Raw genomic sequence first — 16,745 nt, 5'->3', positions numbered from 1 at the left:
AGCACCATTCGCCGCCAGTGGCAGGCCGCGAAGGATTGCGCGGCTCCCCGCGCGACGTCAGGCGCCGAATATCCAGTCGCCCGTCAGGCCGCTCATGGCGACGCCGACAAGGATCATCTGCGCGCCTCCCACCAGGCTGATCACCGTATCGGCGCCGACCTGACTCACGGTGTACTGGCTCCCGGGCGCGAGCATGACCCTGTCGCCCTCGGCGAGGTTGAAGTCCAGGACCCGCTCGATCCCGGCCTCGGCGAAAATGTGGAAGATGTCGGCCCCGGCGCCGCCCGCCACCGTGTCGTCGCCGCGGTCGCCGGACATGAAGTCGTTCCCGGCGCCGCCCGTCAGGGTGTCGTTCCCCTGCCCGCCGCGGACAACGTCGTTTCCGGGACCGCCGTCCAGGGTGTCGTCGCCGAGGTTGCCGTAGACGATGTCGTCGCCCTCGTCGCCGAAGAGGCGGTCCTGATCCTTGCCGCCGACGACCCAGTCGTCGCCCAGCCCGCCCGAGGCGGTGTCGTCGCCCATGTTGCCGTTGATGTCGTCGAAGCCGGCGCCCCCCATCAGGCTGTCGTTGCCCTCGTCGCCACGCAGGTAGTTCGCGCCGTCGCCGCCGATCACGGTGTCGTTGCCGCCGCCGCCGAAGATGCGGTTGTCGCCGCCGTCGCCCTTGAGATGATCGCCGTACGGCGTGCCGATCATGTTCTCCATCTCGGCCATGACCTGAGAAGCGCCCATGATCACGTTGCGCGTGTTGATGGCGACGTTCACCCCGCTGAGCAGGCCCGAGAAGTCGAGCGTGTCGATCCCGGTTCCACCATAGATCTCGTCAGCTCCGCCGCTCGCGATGATCCAGTCGTCACCGCTCCAGCCGTCGATCAGATCGTCGCCTTCGCCGCCCGCCAGCGTGTCGGCCCCGGTGTCACCGAAAAGGATGTCGTCGCCGGCGCCGCCCGCCAGCGAGTCGGCGCCCTGGGCGCCCAGGAGGACGTCGTGCAGGCTGCCCCCCTGTATGGTGTCCGCACCGGCCCCACCGAAGAACACGACCGACTCGATGTTGATGAACGAGCCGCCGCCCGCCGTCAGGTTCGCATAGCTCAGAAGGACACCGGCCGAGGACGACGCTGAGAACCAGATCTCGTCATAGCCTTCACCACCGTCGACGGTGTTCAGGCCCGACGACACGACGATGACATCGTCGCCGACCCCACCCATGAGCCTGTTGGCCCCGGCTCCTCCGTTGAGCGTGTCGTCGCCTTCCTCGCCCGCCAGCGTGTCGGCGCCGTTCATGCCCCAGAGTTCGTCGTTGCCCGCGCCGCCGGTCAGGCTGTCGTCGCCGTTGTCACCATCGACGATGTCGTCGCCGAAGCCCCCCGCGACGGTGTCGTTCCCGTCCCCGCCGGCGAGGGTGTCGTTTCCGTCCCCGCCGTCGATGGTGTCGGCGCCCCCCCGGGCCATCACATAGTCGTTGCCGGCGCCGGCCGTGATCCGATCGGCCACAGCCACGCCCGCGAGGGTGTCATTCCCCGGCCCTCCGGCCTGGGTCAGCCTGACGGCCTGGGCGTCCCATGACCACGACGCGACATGGGTCCCGTCGCTATCGGGGCCGCCGTACAGTTGCTGGATCGCAGCAATGTCCAGCGGCCCGAGACCCGTGACGGCCGCAGACCCGGCGACATAACTCATGACCGTCTGGCCGGTGTTGTCCAGGTTCCTGTCGAGCGTGGTCGACCCTTCGAAGGGATGCTTCAGCCCCAGGGCGTGACCGATCTCGTGCAGCGCCGTCTCGAGATCGACCTGCCCGTAGTCGAAGAAGATGTCGCCGCCGAAGTCCTCCTCCCACGCCCCGTCGGGCAGGTTCAGAACGAACGGGTTGTAGGCGAAGGCCGCGCTGTCTTCGATGTCCTCGGGGCCAACGGCGAAGTTGTACGTGCCGATGCGGATGTCGCCCTGCCCGGCCGGAACTTCGAACAAGGTGAGGCCGCTGGCGTCGGCCCATATCTTCAAGGCCTGGCGGACGATGTCCTGCTCGACGGCCGACAGGGCCCGGAAGCTGTCGAGGAAGGCCTGCGGAAGCGAGCCCGCGAAGGTCGCCGAGGCCGCCGCGTCGAAGGAGAAGGTCAGGAAAGTCGGGCGGGTGGGCGTGTTGATCCCGTTCCAAGTGTAGCCCGAAAGCAGAGCCTCATGGGTCGTTACGATCGGCATTGCTGACTCCCCCTCACGCGTGCAGCCCGCCGTTCGGCGATGTCCGCCTTCAACCCAAGCTCCACTGTACTCGACCGGAAACCTGTAGCGGAGGCAAGCTCGCTCGCCGGTTGCGGGAAGAATTCCCGGGCGGCGTCGCGGAGGAGGCGCAGGCGATGGGAGCCGCAGGCCCCGGGATCAGGCGTTGGGGGAAACGCGTCCCCGGCGGCGCCACGCGTAGTAGGCCAGGCCGATCGCCAGCCAGACGGAAAGCAGGACGTAGGGGCGCCAGTCCGAACTGAAGCCCAGGGCCGCGATGACGAGGGCCGCGACCATGCCCAGGGCCGAGAGCGTCATCACCGTGCCGCGGCCGAAGCGCAGGCGCGCCTGGGCGTGCACGTCGGGGCGGTCCTTGGCGACATTGAAGGCCGCCAGGCATGAGCCCAGGTACTTCATCATCGTGGGGATGTTCACCGCGATCAGCAGGAACAGCAGGCTGGAGGGCAGCAGGAGGCCCGCCACCGAGGCCGCGAAGGCCACGACGATCGCCACGTGCGGCGTGCCGTACTTGGGGTGGATCTTCCCCAGCGCCGAGGGCAGCTCGCCCGAGCGGCCCATGGCGAACAGGAAGCGCGAGAAGACCAGGAAGATGGCGTTCATCGACTTGGTCAGGGCCAGCACCGCGGCGATCACGATCATGGGCGTCGCCGCCGGCCCCATGGCCGCCTTGGCCGCGTCCAGCAGCGGCGCCTGGCTGGACGCCAGCGCCTCGGCGCCCACCAGGCTGAGCGCCGTGAACGAGATCGCCAGGTAGACCACCACCGTCAGCAGCAGGCCCAGCGCCAGGCCCAGCGGCACCGTGGTCTTGGGGTTGGCCACCTCCTCGCCCACCTCGGTGGCGGTCTCGATGCCCAGGAAGAGCTGGATCATCAGCGGCAGGGCCGCCAGGATCGGCAGCCAGCCGCCGCCGGCCGCCTCGACGAAGAGCTGCGGCTTCAGGCTGGGGGCGCCCGCGGCCACGAAGACGGCGAACACGGCCAGGAGGCCCAGCATCAGCACCGTCTGCACCCGCGCCGCCACGGCCACGCCGACGTAGTTGATCGCGAACACCGCCACGAAGAACGCCAGCATCACCGGCTTGGCCGGCAGCGGGATCACCATGCCCAGGTAGTTCACCAGCACCTGGGCCAGGATGATCATGACCACCGCGTTCGACAGCACGCGCAGCCAGACGATCCCGAAGGCGATCAGGGGATGGGTGAACTCGCGCTGCCATTCGTAGGACGCCGCCGTCTTGGGCACCGCCGAGGCCATGAAGGCGTAGACCAGGCCGAACAGCACCATCGGCAGGGCCGCGATCCCCACGGCGATGAGGATGCCGTTTCCGCCCACCTGGGCCGCGGGCCCCAGGACCGAGAAGATGGCCGCGCCGATCGCCGTGCCGGCGCCCAGCATGACGAGGTCGATCAGTCGGACGCCGTGGCGAAGCTGTTCGGTCATGATCCCCCTCAGAACCGGCAGGATGTCTCGGGCGCCGCCGGATCGCGCGCCCAGCGCCAGGCCTCCACCGGCGCCGCGCGCGGCAGGAAACCAAACTTAAGCACCTCTTCGCCGCGGCGCACGGTCAGGTCCATCGTCGCCGCAGGATCGCGCCGCACGACGTTGAAATCGCTGGCTTCGACGATCACGTCGCCGTCCCGCAGGCCCGCCGCCGCCGCGGGCGAGCCAGCCTCCAGCCCCGCCACCACGCGGTCGTCGTTCAGCGAGCTGCGCGCGAAGCCCAGCCACAGCGGCCGCGCCGTCGTGGCCTCGACCTTCAGGCAGGGCGCATAGAGCCTGGGCGGCGGCGTCAGCAGCCCGCCCGCGGCCATGTGTTCGTAGTCGGCCTTCGCCCGTTCGGCGCCGATCTCGGCGCCCACCAGGGCCAGCCAGTCGGCGACGCCGTGGCCCTCTCCCTTCACCTGCCGTTGGCGCAGGGCCTTGACCACGTCGTCCAGGCTGCGCCGCCCGCCCGAGGCCTCGCGGATCGCCGCCTCGGTCCGCACCAGATAGAGGAAGCCACGGCCATAGGGCACGGTCTGGGCGACGGGGTCGGTCCAGAAGATCTTCGAGGCCTCCGGATTGGAAAGCGCCCGGTGGGGATTGGCGTAATAGGCCTCGGCCCGCTCGTTCAGCGTCTTCACCACCCGCCCGACGTCGACGGCTCCGGCCCGCCACGACAGGAACAGCGAATAGTATTCGGCCGCGCCTTCGCTGTACCAGGCGGTGTCGCCGTGCTCGCCCTGCATGGCTGGCCAGGTGTGGGCCATCTCGTGCGCCACCAGCCCCTGCAGGCTCTCCAGCGTCGGGTTCGCGGACGGCAGGTAGCCGAAGGCGAACGAGCGGGCGAGCGCCGTGCCGCCCGTGCCCGGGAATGGGTTCGTGCGGATGAAGACGCGGTAGCTGCCGCCCGCGTCGTCGAAGAACTTCGCCATGCTGGCGTAGAGCGCGCGCACCTGCTCGCCTAGGGCGGCGGCGTCGAACGGCGGCTCGGGGAGCCAGTAGACGGCGAAGTCCTCTCCGCCCTCCGCCGGATACGATTTCAGCGGGCCGGCGGCATAGTAGCTGAAGGCCAGGGCGTCGGACGGAATCGTGCGCTCCACGTCGCCCTCGCCCATCGACCAGACGCCGCGCGAGCCGGGCGGGGCGGCCGACAGGTCCCACTTGAGGCGCACCCGCCACGGCCCCGGCTTCACCGGCGTCGCCAGGAAGGTCACGCCGGCGCCGATGAAGCCGCCGGCGTCCTCGCGCAGGTCGAACAGCGGGCCGTTGTTGGTGGCGGCGGTCACCCGCCTGGGCGGGGCGTCGAAGCTGACGGTGACGTCGCCCACGGTGGCGCGGCCCACGCTCCAGCGCCGGTAGACACCCTGCGGCGTCGGCGGCTCCTCCGACTGGAAGAGCGCCAGCGGCCCCCGGGCGTCGCGCGCGGTCAGGGCCTGGCCGTCGTAGCGGGCCGAGGGGATCCCCACCAGCGAGAGCGGCAGGCGCACCAGCCCCTCGCCGGCCTTCAGCCCGGGCGCCTCCAGGGTCATGCGGACGGCCAGCCGGCTGTCGCCGCCGCCGGTGGCTTTGGGCGTCATCACCAGGTCCAGCCACGGCGGCTCGGCCGCCCAGGCCGGATGGGCGGCGGCCAGGATCAGCGCCGCCAGGATCGCCTGTATCACGCGCCTCATGTTCACGGCGCCTTCGAGACGGGCGGCGGCGGGGCGAACGGCTTCACCGACAGGTGCTCGTAGATCTCGGCCGGATAGAAGGCCACGCCGCCCACCATGGTCATCCGCACCTTGCGGATGTTGCGGATGTCGGCCGTGGGATCGCCGTCCAGCAGGATGACGTCGGCCAGCTTGCCGCGCTGGATCGCGCCCAGCTCGTGGTCGCGCCCGAAGTAGCGCTCGGCGTCCAGGGTGCCGATGCGCAGCGCCCTGGCCGCCGGGATGCCGGCCTGGACGTAGAGCTCCATCTCGCGGTGCGAGGAGAAGCCCGTGCCGTCGTCGGTGCCGGGCAGGAGCTGGATCCCGGCGTCGTCCAGCATCTTCACCACCTCCAGCACCTTCCGGAACCCGGCCTGGTAGTCGGCGTCGTCCTGGGGCGTGTTGATCGTCACGAAGCTGCGCTTGCGATAGCGCTGGTAGCCGATCGGCGCGTGGTCGAGATAGGGCGCGTCGCCCGCCTGCACCTGGCCCGACCGCGACAGCATCAGGCGCTCCAGGATCATGGCGGTGGTGTCCAGCGCGGTCCCTCGCTCCTTCATCAGCCGCACGGTCGCCTGCACGCGCTCGGACTTGAGGTCCAGGTCCTTGCCCCGGGCCATGCCGGTCAGGCGCAGCGGGGTGCGCGTGTCCTCCTTCGGGTCCAGGATCCAGCCCAGCATGAGCTGGTTGATGTGGGCGATGTCGTCGTAGCCGTCGCGGATCACCCGGTCGGGCGAGGAGAAGGCCGGCACGTGGCCGCTCACGCCCAGGCCCAGGCGCTTGGCCTCGGCCGCGACGGGGGCGACCCAGTCGGGATTGAAGCTGTTGTAGATCTTGACCTGCCAGTAGCCGTGGTCGGCGTACCAGCGCACGTGGTCCAGCGCCTGGGGCAGGCTGTCGGCGATGCGGCCGTTGCGGGCCGAGAACGGACTGCGGCCCTCCAGGAAGCCGTTGCGCACGATCCGCGGGCCGATCAGGCGGCCGGTCCGCAGGCCCTCCATCATCGCCAGCAGGGCGTCGTTGTCGTTGCCCTGGTCGCGCACGGCGGTGACGCCGGCCGCCAGGTTGAACAGGTTGGACGAGAAGCTGGAATGGGCGTGCATGTCGTGCAGGCCCGGCATCAGCACGCCGCCCTGCCCGTCGATCAGCGTCTCGCCGGCGCGGACGGGCGTCGCGGCGCCCATCGGGGCCACGCCGGCGATGCGGTCGCGGAAGACCACCACCTCGGACGGCGCGCCTACGGTCAGGGTCTCGGGGTCGTAGATGCGCACGTTGCGGATGCGCACCGGCCCGTCGAAGCGATGGGCCAGCTTCCGCGCGGCGTCCTCGGCGCGCTGGATGGAGATCTCGCGCTGCATGGCCTCGAGCTGCGGGGCGTGGGCCTCGTAGCCCTCGCGGATCAGCCGGCCGCCGCCCACGCCGAACAGCTCGCCCTTGGAATCCACCAGCACGTAGTCGGGGCTGAGGTCGATGCCGGCCAGTTCGTAGACCGTGAGCGGGACCGCCGCCTTGCCTTCACCGACGGTGATCTTGCGCACCTCGGTGAGCTTCATGCCGCCCGCGGGCAGGACCGGCAGGGTGCGGCCGGGCGCCTTCAGGAGCGCCTTCACGTAGACGCCCAGCATCCAGGGGCTGACGTCGTTGCCGACGTAGAGGACAGGCTTGGCCGCGGGCTGGCGGCCCTGGTCCGCCTGGCTCGTCCATTCGGCCTGGCCGTCGGCCCAGGTGAAGCGCTCGCTGACCAGGCTGCCGAACAGCGAGCTGCCCTCGATGGTCCACGAGACCGGCATGCCGGCCGCGTCGAAGCGGATCTGCTCCTTCGCCTTCGGCCCGCGGCCGTTGTTGTCGACGGCGTAGTCGACCGAGGCGGTACGTCCCGCGTGCTCGGCGACCAGGTGGCCGACCTTCTCGCCGTTGGCCAGGACGGTGAACCTCTGCGTCGCCGCGGCCGCGGGCTGAGCCGTGGCGAGGGCCAGCGCGGCCAGGACGAAAGCGGCGCGGATCGGCATGCGGTCACCCCAGGGATCGATCAGGTCGAGCTTGCAACATCGTACCTCGGGGCGACGGTATTTCTATTCGATCTGCTGGAAAGCTCGCGGAAGTGCGACAGGTTCAATGCAGCGCCAGCGCGGCTGCAACATAGCCTATTCTCCGCCGCTTGCGGCTCTGGCCCATAACGCAATGAAAATCCGCCAAGGCCTCGCTAGCCTGTTCGGGTCACATGCCGGGCTCGAATGCCGCGCCCCCTCCGTCTCGGCCTTCCAGGGGATGGAGGGGGCGCGATCCCGCAGCCCGGGCTCACAGGAGAGACGACGATGGCGGGCCTCACCAAGCGCGACCTTCTGGCGGCGGGCGCCGTGGCCGCGGCGGCCGGCCCGGCCCTCGCCCAGCCGACGGCCCTCCCCCAGCCGACGGTGGCCCAGGCGCCGGCCACGGCGCCGGTGGTGACGCGGCGCTCTGGCGTCTTCAACGGCCGCAAGGTCGCCTACGCGGCCACTGTCGGCGAGACCCTGATCACTGGCGCCGATGGCCAGCCCACGGCGCGGTTCGTGACCACGTCCTATGTCGCCGAGAAAATCGACCCCTCGAAGCGGCCGGTTCTGTTCACCTTCAACGGCGGACCAAGCTCGTCGTCGGCCACCCTGCACATGCTGGCCCTGGGCCCCAAGCGCTACCGCGTCGCCCAGGATCCCAAGGCGCCGACGCTCGGCCTCGAACTGGTGGACAACACCGAGACCGTGCTGGACGTGGCGGATATCGTCCTGATCGACCCGGCCGAGACCGGCTGGTCGCGGGTGCTGCCGGCCGGGAAACGGGATTACTTCTATTCGGTCGAGGGCGACGCCCAGTCGGTCTCGGACTTCGTGATCGCCTGGTGCCGGGCCAACGGCCGCGAGGCCTCGCCAAAGTACGTGCTGGGCGAGAGCTACGGCACGTTGCGCGCCGCCCTCATGGCCGGCCAGTTGGCGGGCGTCATGCCGCTGGAGGGTGTGTTCCTCTTCGGTCAGGCGGTCAACATGATCGAGACCAGCCAGCGGGCGAAGAACGTCCTGGCCTACGCCACCAACCTCACGTCGCTGGCCGCCGTCGCCGCCTACCACGGCCGCGCGCCGGCCTGGAAAGGCAGGCCGATCGAGGCGGTGATCGACGAGTCCTACGCCTGGGGGATGGGCGAGTACCTTCAGGCCCTGCTCCGCGGCCACGACCTGCCGGCCACCGAGCGAAGGGCGGTGGCGGACAAGCTCCAGGCGATGACGGGAATCGGCGCCGACTACTACCTGGCCAACGACCTGCAGATCACCAAGATCGCCTTCCTGCGCGAGTTGCTGAAGGGCGAAGACCAGCTCCTCGGCATGTATGATGCGCGCTACGCCGGCCCTGCGCCCGCGGCGGGCCAGCGGCCCCAGGACCCCTTCGGCCCGGTCATCGGCCTCACCCGGCCGGCCATGCTGGCCCACTACCGGCAGAACCTGGGCGTCGCCCGCTCGCCCGACGACTACCGCAGCGGCGCGCCCGGAACCTCGGGCTGGGCGTGGAACGGCACGCTGGGGCCTGGCGGCCCCTTCCTCGACTACGACTATCAGGCGCGCATCGGTCCAGCCTTCCGGGCCAATCCGAAGTTCCGCCTGATGATCGGCACGGGCGTCTACGACCTGACCACCACCGTCGGCCCCGCCCGCTACATGGTGACCAAGAGCGACTGGCCGCGCGACCGGGTGTTCCAGCGCCAGTATGAAGGCGGCCACATGGCCTACACCCACGAGCCCACGCTGAAGGCCTTCAACGCCGACATCCGCGCCTGGGTGACCGGTGGAGCGCCGCAGTAGGATGAAGATGCGCGGCTTGCGTCCCAGACCCGCCGGCGGCGCGTCGGCGCCCCCGGGGAAACACGAAGACCACAAAGGTCACGAAGACCGCCAAGACGCCAAGGTTCTCGAGAGTGCGCGCCCCTCCGTGACCTTTGTGGTGTTCATGTCCGAAATACCGCGCCTCTGGCGCGCCGCCGCCACGGCCTTCATCCTGGCCCTGACCGCAACGTCCGCAGCCGCGCTGCCCGCCGCCGAGGCGCCCGTCGTCACGCGGCACGAGATCCGCATCGGCGGCAAGCCGCTGCGCTACGAGGCCGAGACGGGCAGGATCGCCATCCGCGACGCCGAGACCGGCCAGCCGCGCGGGTTCATGTTCTACATCGCCTACCGCGTCCCCTCGCCCGGTAAGCCGCCTTCTGGCAAGCCGCGGCCCCTGGCCTTCGTCTGGAACGGCGGGCCGGGCGCGAATTCGGCGACGCTGCACTTCGAGGTGGCGGGGCCGAAGCGCGGCGAGGACGGCCGCCTGGTCGACAACGCCGAGACCTGGCTCACCCACGCCGACCTCGTCTTCGTGGACCCCATCGGCACGGGCTTCAGCCGCCCGGCCGCGGCCGAGGACGCGCAGGCCTTCTACGGCACGCTCGGCGACGTGGCCTCGGTGACCGAGTTCGTCCGGTCCTGGCGCCTGCTGCACGGCGCAGAGGCCCAGCCGCTCTACCTGATCGGCGAGAGCTGGGGCGCCGGCCGCGCGGCCAATGTCGGCCACGCGCTCATGACGCGCGGGATTCCCGTCGCGGGCCTGGGCCTGATCTCAGGCGGGACCGGCCTCTCGCGGCTGGGCGACGACGCGCCGGTCACCCACCTGCGGATCGCGGGCTATGCGGCGACCGCGCTCCACCACGGCCGGCTGGCCCCCGACGTGGGCGCGACGCCCGAGGCCGTGCGCCGGGCCGCCGAGGCCTGGGCGCACGACGTCTACGGCCCGGCGCTGGCCCGGCGCGACAGCCTGACGCCGGAAGAGCGGGAGACGATCGCCGCCGGCCTGTCGCGGCTGACCGGCCTTCCCGCCGAACGGATCGACCGCAAGACCCTGACGATCACGCCGCGCCAGTTCCGCACCGAGCTGGTCCCCGGCAGGATGCTGAACGTCTTCGACATGCGGATCGCCGACGAACCCAGGGCCTCCGCGCGCGGCGCCATCCTGGCCTATCTGCGGGGCGATCTCGGCTACCGCACCGACCTGCCCTATGTGGGCCTCGAAGCCCTGGCCGACGGTTACTTCCCCGACGGCACAGCGCCTCAGACCGTCGGCGCGCGCTGGGACTACGCCACCGGCCCCGTCACGCCCGAGGAACGCCAGGCCGCTATCGCCGAGGCGGTGCGCACCGGCGCCGGGCCGCCCAAGCTGGGGCCGCCGCTGCCGGCCACGGCCGAAGCCGTCGCGCTCGATCCGAAGCTGAAGGTGCTGGTGGCCTCGGGCCTCTACGACTCGCTCGCCAACTGCGCCGGCGACGACGAAACCGCGCGGCGCCTGCCGCCCGCCCTCAAGGCCGCCATGTCGTTCCGCTGCTATCCCGGCGGCCACATGATGTACCGCGAGACGCCGGTGCGCGTGCAGTTCAGCGACGACATCCGCGCGCTGGTGAGCGGACGGTAGCGCCCGGCCCCTAACCCGCCTCGTACAGCGCCTTCGCCGCCGCCAGGTCCTGCACCACGTGGCCCAGGGACTTGTAGACGGTGATCTGGTCGGGCGACTGGCGGCCGGGGATGTCGCCGGCCAGCACCTGTCCGATCTCGCCCACGACGTGATCGTCGCCGACGAGCCCGGCTTCCCGGGCCTTCAGGAACTCCGCCCCCTGGGCCAGCACGCCCTCACGGCTGTCGGCGACGAAGCGCGAGACGGTGACCACGTCGTGGTCCACCTCGGTCGGGCCGGCGTAGCTCGAGCCCACCAGGTTCAGGTGCGCGCCCGGCGTGATCCAGCGGCCCAGCAGGATCGGCTCCCGGGCGTTGGTGACCGTGCAGACGATCTCGGCCTCGGCGACGCAGGCCTCGGCGTCCTTGGCGGCCACGGTGGCGATCCCCGTCTCGGCGCCCATGCGCTCGGCGAAGGCGGCCGCCCGGCCGGGATCGCGGCCCCAGACCGACACGCGCGACAGCCGCCGCACCCGCCCGATCGCCCGGATGTGGGTGGCCGCCTGCTCGCCGTAGCCCAGCACCGCCAGTCGCGAGGCCGCGGGCCGCGCCAGGGCGTCGGTGGCCACGGCGCTGGCCGCAGCGGTGCGGATGGCCGTGATCTCGCCGGCGTGCGCCACGCAGACGGGCGCGCCGGTCTCGCCGTCGAACAGGACCACCACGCCCTGGTGCGACTGCATCCCCCTGGCGAAATTGTCGGGAAAGACGCTGATGAGCTTGGCGCCGAACACCGCCCGCTCGCCCAGCGCGCCCGGCATGATCCCGAACATCCTACCGTCGGCCAGGGGGATGATCGCGCGCAGCAGTTGCCGCGTCTCGCCGCGCGAGAAGGCGATCATGGCCTGGCGGACCAGCGGGATGCAGACCTCGTAGGTCAGTTTCCGCGCGACCTCCTCGCGATCGATCACGCGCATTCCAGGGTCCTTTCGTGCAGCCAGGCCACGACCGCCAGGTCCTGGACCGCGTGGCCCAGGGACTTGTAGATCGTCACGTCCGAATCTGACGCACGACCGGCGATCTTCCCGGTCAGCACCTCGCCGATTTCGCCCGCGATGTGGTCGTCGCCGACCAGGCCCGCCGCCTTGGCGCGCAGGAACTCGCCGCCGTGGGCCAGGACGTGCTCCCTGTGGTCCACGAGAAAGCGCGCCCGCGCCACCAGGGCGGCGTCGATCTCGGCCTGGCCCGGCCCGCTGGAGCCCACGACGTTCACGTGGGCGCCCGGCGATATCCATTCGCCCCGGACGACCGGGTCCACGGACGCGGTGACCGTGCACACCACGTCGGCGCCGGCCAGCACGCCGGGCAGGTCGCCGGCCGCCGGATCATGGGCCAGGCCGTGAGCCTGGGCGAAGGCCGCCGTCCGCGCCGGATCGCGGCCCCAGACCCGCACCTCGTCGAAGTCGCGCACCTGGCGCAGGGCGGCGATGTGGGCCTCGGCCTGCCGGCCGGTCCCGACGATCGCGAGGACCCGCGCATCCTTCCGGGCCAGGGCGTCGGTCGCGACCGCGCTGGCGGCGGCGGTGCGGATCGCCGTGACCTCGCCGGCGTCGGCCAGGGCCACAGGTGCGCCCGATCCGCCATCGAAGAGCACGACCAGGCCTTCGTGGGCCTTCCGGCCCTGGCCGTCGTGGAACACGCTCACCAGCTTGGCGCCGAACGCCTCGCGCTCGGAAAGGGCGGCCGGCATGATGGCGAACGTGCGCCCTTCGCCCAGGCCGATGAAACTGCGCAGAAGCTGGCGGGCGCGGCCGTCCGAAAGCGCGATCATCGCCTCGCGCACCCGCGGAATAGCCGCCCCGTAGGTCAGCCTCTCCCGCACGGCGGCGGCGTCGAAGACGCTCAGACCTGCGATGCTGGCGACCATATCGAACCCTCCGGCGATATCCGCCCCTTCTCCACCCCTTCTCCGCCCCAGCGGAAAACGGGAACGGCGACGACGCGTGGGGGTGCGTCGTCGCCGTCTCTGCGCGATCCGGGGGAAGGCCGCGCGATTCAGAAGCTGGCGCGAAGGCCCACGAAGTACCGCCGGCCGAGGATATCGCCGTAGGTCCGTGTCGGGAACGAGGGCTCCTCGTCCGTCAGGTTCGTGACGCCGATGCGCAGGGTGTAGTTGAGATAGTCGTAGGCGGCCGACACGTTGTGCCGGAAGTTCTCCTTGACCGTCGGCGTCGGGGTGTCCTCGATCGTCGAGGTGTAGGTCAGCTTCACCGGCGACAGGTAGTTCATCGAGTAGCTGAAGCGGAACGGTCCCTTGCGGTAGCGCGCATCCAGCCGCATCGACAGGTCGGGCGACGGGCCGAAATCCGTCGTGGACGAGGTGTTGTCGACCCGCGTGCGGTCCACGCCCGTCACCGAGATCTCGTACTTCTCGATCCGGGTGGCCTCGAGGTTCAGTTCCAGCTCGCCCAGGTCCCGATCATCGAAGTAGCGGCCGATCGGGAAGGTGTAGTTGATGTTGTACACCTCGCCCCGGAACGTGATCCGGCCGGCGTTGAAGGTCGTCGAGCGCGCCGTGGCGGTGTTGCCTTCGGCGTCGCGGGTGAAGGTGGCGCAGATGTCGGCCGGCTGCGGCGTGCTGTCGTAGCAGGTGGCCATGAAGCTCTGCGGCGTGAAGGACGACAGGCCATCCTTCAGGTCGACCTCGACCCGGTCGGCGACGATGGTCAGTCCCGGGATGAAGGTGGGCTGGAACACGAAGCCGTAGGTCCAGGTCTTGGAGATCTCGTTGCGCAGATCGGGGTTGCCGCCCGAGGTGATGAGGGCGCGCGAGAAGTTCTCGGACTGGTTCTGGAAGGTGGCCAGCGGGCCGTAGCCCGGGTTGGCCGCGAACAGCGCCTGACAGTTCGCCAGGCGGACGGCCGGGTTGGGGCCGCCGGCGATCCGGTCGGCGTCGCAGGGGTCGTTGCCCGAGTTGCCCAGGGCGGTGCGTTGGGGCGCGAAGAGTTGGTCCAGGTTGGGCGCACGGAAGTTGCGGCTGCGCGAGGCCCGCACCGTGAAGCCCTGGACGACCTCCCAGCGACCGCCCACGCCCCAGACGTCTTCCTTGCCCGCGATCGAGTTGTCGACGTAGCGATAGGCGCCGTTGAGCTCGACCGAGCGGGCGAAGGGCAGCGAGAAGTCACCGCCCAGCACCGGCACCAGCAGTTCGCCCGACAGCTCGTCGGTGTTGTAGGCGCCGCCGCTGGCCACGGTGGGGACCTGCGATCCCGTCAAGCCGCGCTGAAGGGACTCCAGGGGCACGAACTTGGCTTTTTCCTCGCGGTGCTCGTAGGCCGCGCTGAACTTCACCTTGCCCGCCGGCAGGGTGAAGAGGTCGCCGCCGAAGGTGGCGAGGAAATCGTCCTGGGTGTTGAGGTAGTCCTGGCCGGTCTGGGTCGTGGCGTAGAGGCGCGCCTCCGGGCTCACGTTGCCGACGCCGAACGGATTGATCGGAGCGCAGGCTGGATCGTCGTTCGCCGTCGTCGCATCGGCGTTGATGCCGCAGACGATCTGGCCCTGGGCGTTTCGCACCGCGTTGATCGCGTTGTTGAAGCGCGACGTGTAGACGCCATAGCCGCGGATCTTGCCGTCGGTCTCGGCGTGGCTGAACGAGAGGCTCCAGTAGAAGTTGCGCTCGCCCAGGTCGAAGTCCCCGTCCAGCGAGACCAGGGCGCGGACCGTATCGGTCTGGTAGTTCTGCTCGCGCGTGGGCAGCAGATCGCTCCACCACTTGGACAGCGTCAGCGGCGCGCCGGCCGGGCCGATCACCGCGAGAACCGCTGGCGAAAGGTACGGGTTGGTGCGCGAGATCGAGATGGCGCCCGCGCCGCTGGCCGCGTTGTTCAGGACGGTGTTGCTGGCCTGATTGCCATAGGGGTCGCGCGTCTCGACGCGGGCGAACAGCAGCTCACCCGACAGCTTGATGCGGTCGGTGATGTCGTAGTGGCCGATGAGCGTGCCGCTCCAGCGCTCGACGCCGGCATAGAGCGCGGCCAGTTCCTGATAGGGGTTGCCGTCGCCGCCGCTGGTGAAGGGCGGAACGGCGTTGTTCAGCAGATTGCCGATATCGTAGGGGATGAGCCCCGTGCCGGCCGCGTTGAACTGCTGCGGCACGCCGTTCACGCGGTAGATCGAACTGGCGAAGGGCGGGCCCGGATTGAACAGCACGCCGTTGGCGTTGAAGCTGACGAACCGGGTGTTGAGGTTCTCGGTCACGCCGGGGATGCCGTCGGCCGGCCCGGTGTTGCGCGGGTTCGAGATCGTGACCCGGCCCAGGTTCGAGCGCGGGCGGTCGTAGTCGTAGAGCGGCCGCGTCTTGGACCATTCCGCGTTCACGGCGACATTCGCGCGATCGTCGAGGAAATTCCGGCCCGCGGTCGCGCGCATGCTGTACTGCGGATAGTCGTCGCGCGAGCTGATGCCGTACTGGGCGTCGAGCTCCAGGCCCTCGAAGTCCTGCTTCAGGATGTAGTTCACCACCCCGGCGATGGCGTCCGAACCATAGACGGCCGCGCCGCCGGCCTGGACGATGTCCACCCGCTGGATCAGCCCCGTGGGAATGGTGTTCGTGTCGACCACGCGCTCGCCCGCGCCGGCCCCCGCGCCGGCGCCGGCCGAGGTGGTCACGAAACGGCGGCCGTTCACCAGCGTCAGGGTGCGCCCGGCGCCGAGGCCGAAGAGGTTGGGGAATTGCTGCCCGTTGCCCGCCGCCGAGCCGCTGCCGGCCGCCATCGAGAACTGGGGCATGTTGGAGGTCAGCTCGTTGATCGCCTGCCCCGCCTGGATGAAGCCCCGGTCGGTCAGGGTCTGGGCGTCCAGGATCGTGACCGGCGCGTCGGTGGTGGTCTCGGCGCGACGGATCCGCGAGCCGGTGACGACGATCTCGCCGACCTCGGAAACGCCCGCCTGGGTCCCCGACGCCTGGGTCCCCGACGCCTGCGCCAGGGCCGGTTCGGCGCCGATCAGCATCAGCCCGCCGAGCACCGTCGACGCCAGCATCCGCCCGCGAATGGAATTGCCGCTCATCCTGTTCCCCCAGGTGTGACGTGAGCGCCGAAGCCGCGTTTACGCGTGTCCTCAGCCGGACCCCTGCCCTCTTCGGACGGTAGGGCCCGCCGGCCGGTTTTTCTTTTCGTTCTTGGAACCGTAGTCCGGCTGACACAGATTGATCATGCAGGCTGCGCAAGGAGCGCGCATGCCCAATGCATTTCCTGGTGCGGCCCGCAAATCGCGAAGGCGCGACGCGTCTCTGCCTTGACAGTATCCAGACACGCAACCGCTATGCACACGATCATCCTGTGGGGAGATTTCTATGCCTGCGGCCCTCGACGCCATCGACATCAAGATTCTGGAGATCATGCAGCGGGACGCCTCACTCTCGACCGGCGAACTCGCCGAGCGGGTGGGCCTGTCACAATCGCCGTGCTGGCGGCGCATCCAGCGCCTGCGGGAGGAAGGCTACATCAAGGCGGTGGTGGCTGTGGTCGACCAGGAGAAGCTGGGCTTCAAGATGCAGATCTTCGCCCAGGTGAAGATGACCACTCTCACCGAACAGGAGCGCGCTCAATTCTACCGAGCGATCAACAGCATACCCGAAATCCTCGAATGCTGGACCGTCTTCGGCGAGATGGACGCCATGATGAAGATCCTGGCGCCGGACGTGACCTGGTATCAGGATTTCATCTTCTCGGTGCTGCTGAAGCTGCCGGGCGTCGTGGACGTTCGTTCCATCGTGACCCTCTCGGCCCAGAAGAGCACGATGGCGGTGCCGCTGACCGCCCGTCAGTTCCGGTGACGGTTGGATAAATCATTCGCCTCCAACGACGCCGGACTTCAACTTCGGAAGGATAATTCG

The 16,745-nt window shown here is 70.0% G+C and carries 10 protein-coding genes; 3 read left to right on the top strand and 7 right to left on the bottom strand.

The features are described 5' to 3' along the window. Positions 1 to 57 precede the first annotated feature (57 nt). The 4 genes from WG212_RS10715 to WG212_RS10700 form a co-directional block, all read right to left on the bottom strand. Positions 58 to 2,199 carry a matrixin family metalloprotease gene (locus WG212_RS10715; protein WP_337187085.1) on the bottom strand — a complete coding sequence of 714 codons (2,142 nt, stop codon included), beginning with the start codon at positions 2,197 to 2,199 and terminating at the stop codon, positions 58 to 60. A gap of 177 nt (positions 2,200 to 2,376) precedes the next feature. Further along, the gene (locus WG212_RS10710; protein WP_337187084.1) at positions 2,377 to 3,678 is read right to left on the bottom strand and encodes an amino acid permease; all 1,302 of its coding nucleotides are present in this window, start codon (positions 3,676 to 3,678) and stop codon (positions 2,377 to 2,379) included. Positions 3,679 to 3,686: 8 nt separating this feature from the next. Then, complete coding sequence (locus WG212_RS10705; RefSeq protein WP_337187083.1) at positions 3,687 to 5,390, bottom strand: hypothetical protein; 1,704 nt, start codon at positions 5,388 to 5,390, stop codon at positions 3,687 to 3,689. A 2-nt stretch (positions 5,391 to 5,392) separates the two neighbouring features. After that, the gene (locus WG212_RS10700) at positions 5,393 to 7,417 is read right to left on the bottom strand and encodes an amidohydrolase family protein (protein ID WP_337187082.1); all 2,025 of its coding nucleotides are present in this window, start codon (positions 7,415 to 7,417) and stop codon (positions 5,393 to 5,395) included. Between the two features lie 306 nt (positions 7,418 to 7,723). Between WG212_RS10700 and WG212_RS10695 the strand changes: the two genes are divergently transcribed. Both WG212_RS10695 and WG212_RS10690 read left to right on the top strand, forming a co-directional pair. Then, entirely contained in the window at positions 7,724 to 9,235 is a 1,512-nt protein-coding gene (locus tag WG212_RS10695) for a hypothetical protein (RefSeq protein WP_337187081.1), read from the top strand. A 145-nt stretch (positions 9,236 to 9,380) separates the two neighbouring features. After that, positions 9,381 to 10,874, top strand: coding sequence for a peptidase S10 (locus WG212_RS10690; RefSeq protein ID WP_337187080.1), 1,494 nt, complete (start codon positions 9,381 to 9,383; stop codon positions 10,872 to 10,874). Positions 10,875 to 10,884: 10 nt separating this feature from the next. Here WG212_RS10690 and WG212_RS10685 read toward each other — a convergent pair whose 3' ends face one another. The 3 genes from WG212_RS10685 to WG212_RS10675 form a co-directional block, all read right to left on the bottom strand. Continuing rightward, positions 10,885 to 11,826, bottom strand: coding sequence for an ornithine cyclodeaminase family protein (locus WG212_RS10685; RefSeq protein WP_337187079.1), 942 nt, complete (start codon positions 11,824 to 11,826; stop codon positions 10,885 to 10,887). After that, on the bottom strand, positions 11,817 to 12,776 hold the full coding sequence (locus WG212_RS10680) for an ornithine cyclodeaminase family protein (RefSeq protein ID WP_337187078.1): 960 nt from the start codon (positions 12,774 to 12,776) through the stop codon (positions 11,817 to 11,819). The genes WG212_RS10685 and WG212_RS10680 overlap by 10 nt, the downstream gene beginning before the upstream one ends. A 128-nt stretch (positions 12,777 to 12,904) precedes the next feature. After that, positions 12,905 to 15,916: a TonB-dependent receptor gene (locus tag WG212_RS10675; RefSeq protein WP_337187077.1), complete on the bottom strand. Its 3,012-nt coding sequence runs from the start codon at positions 15,914 to 15,916 to the stop codon at positions 12,905 to 12,907. Positions 15,917 to 16,202: 286 nt separating this feature from the next. On the opposite strand from WG212_RS10675, the gene WG212_RS10670 reads away from it, so the two are divergent. Next, entirely contained in the window at positions 16,203 to 16,685 is a 483-nt protein-coding gene (locus WG212_RS10670; protein WP_337187076.1) for an Lrp/AsnC family transcriptional regulator, read from the top strand. Positions 16,686 to 16,745 lie beyond the last annotated feature (60 nt).

Source organism: Phenylobacterium sp., assembly GCF_037189685.1.
In the GTDB taxonomy this organism is placed as follows: Bacteria; Pseudomonadota; Alphaproteobacteria; order Caulobacterales; family Caulobacteraceae; genus Phenylobacterium.
The sequence above is the reverse complement of the archived record's forward strand: the minus strand, read 5'-3'. Positions and strand labels throughout refer to the sequence as shown.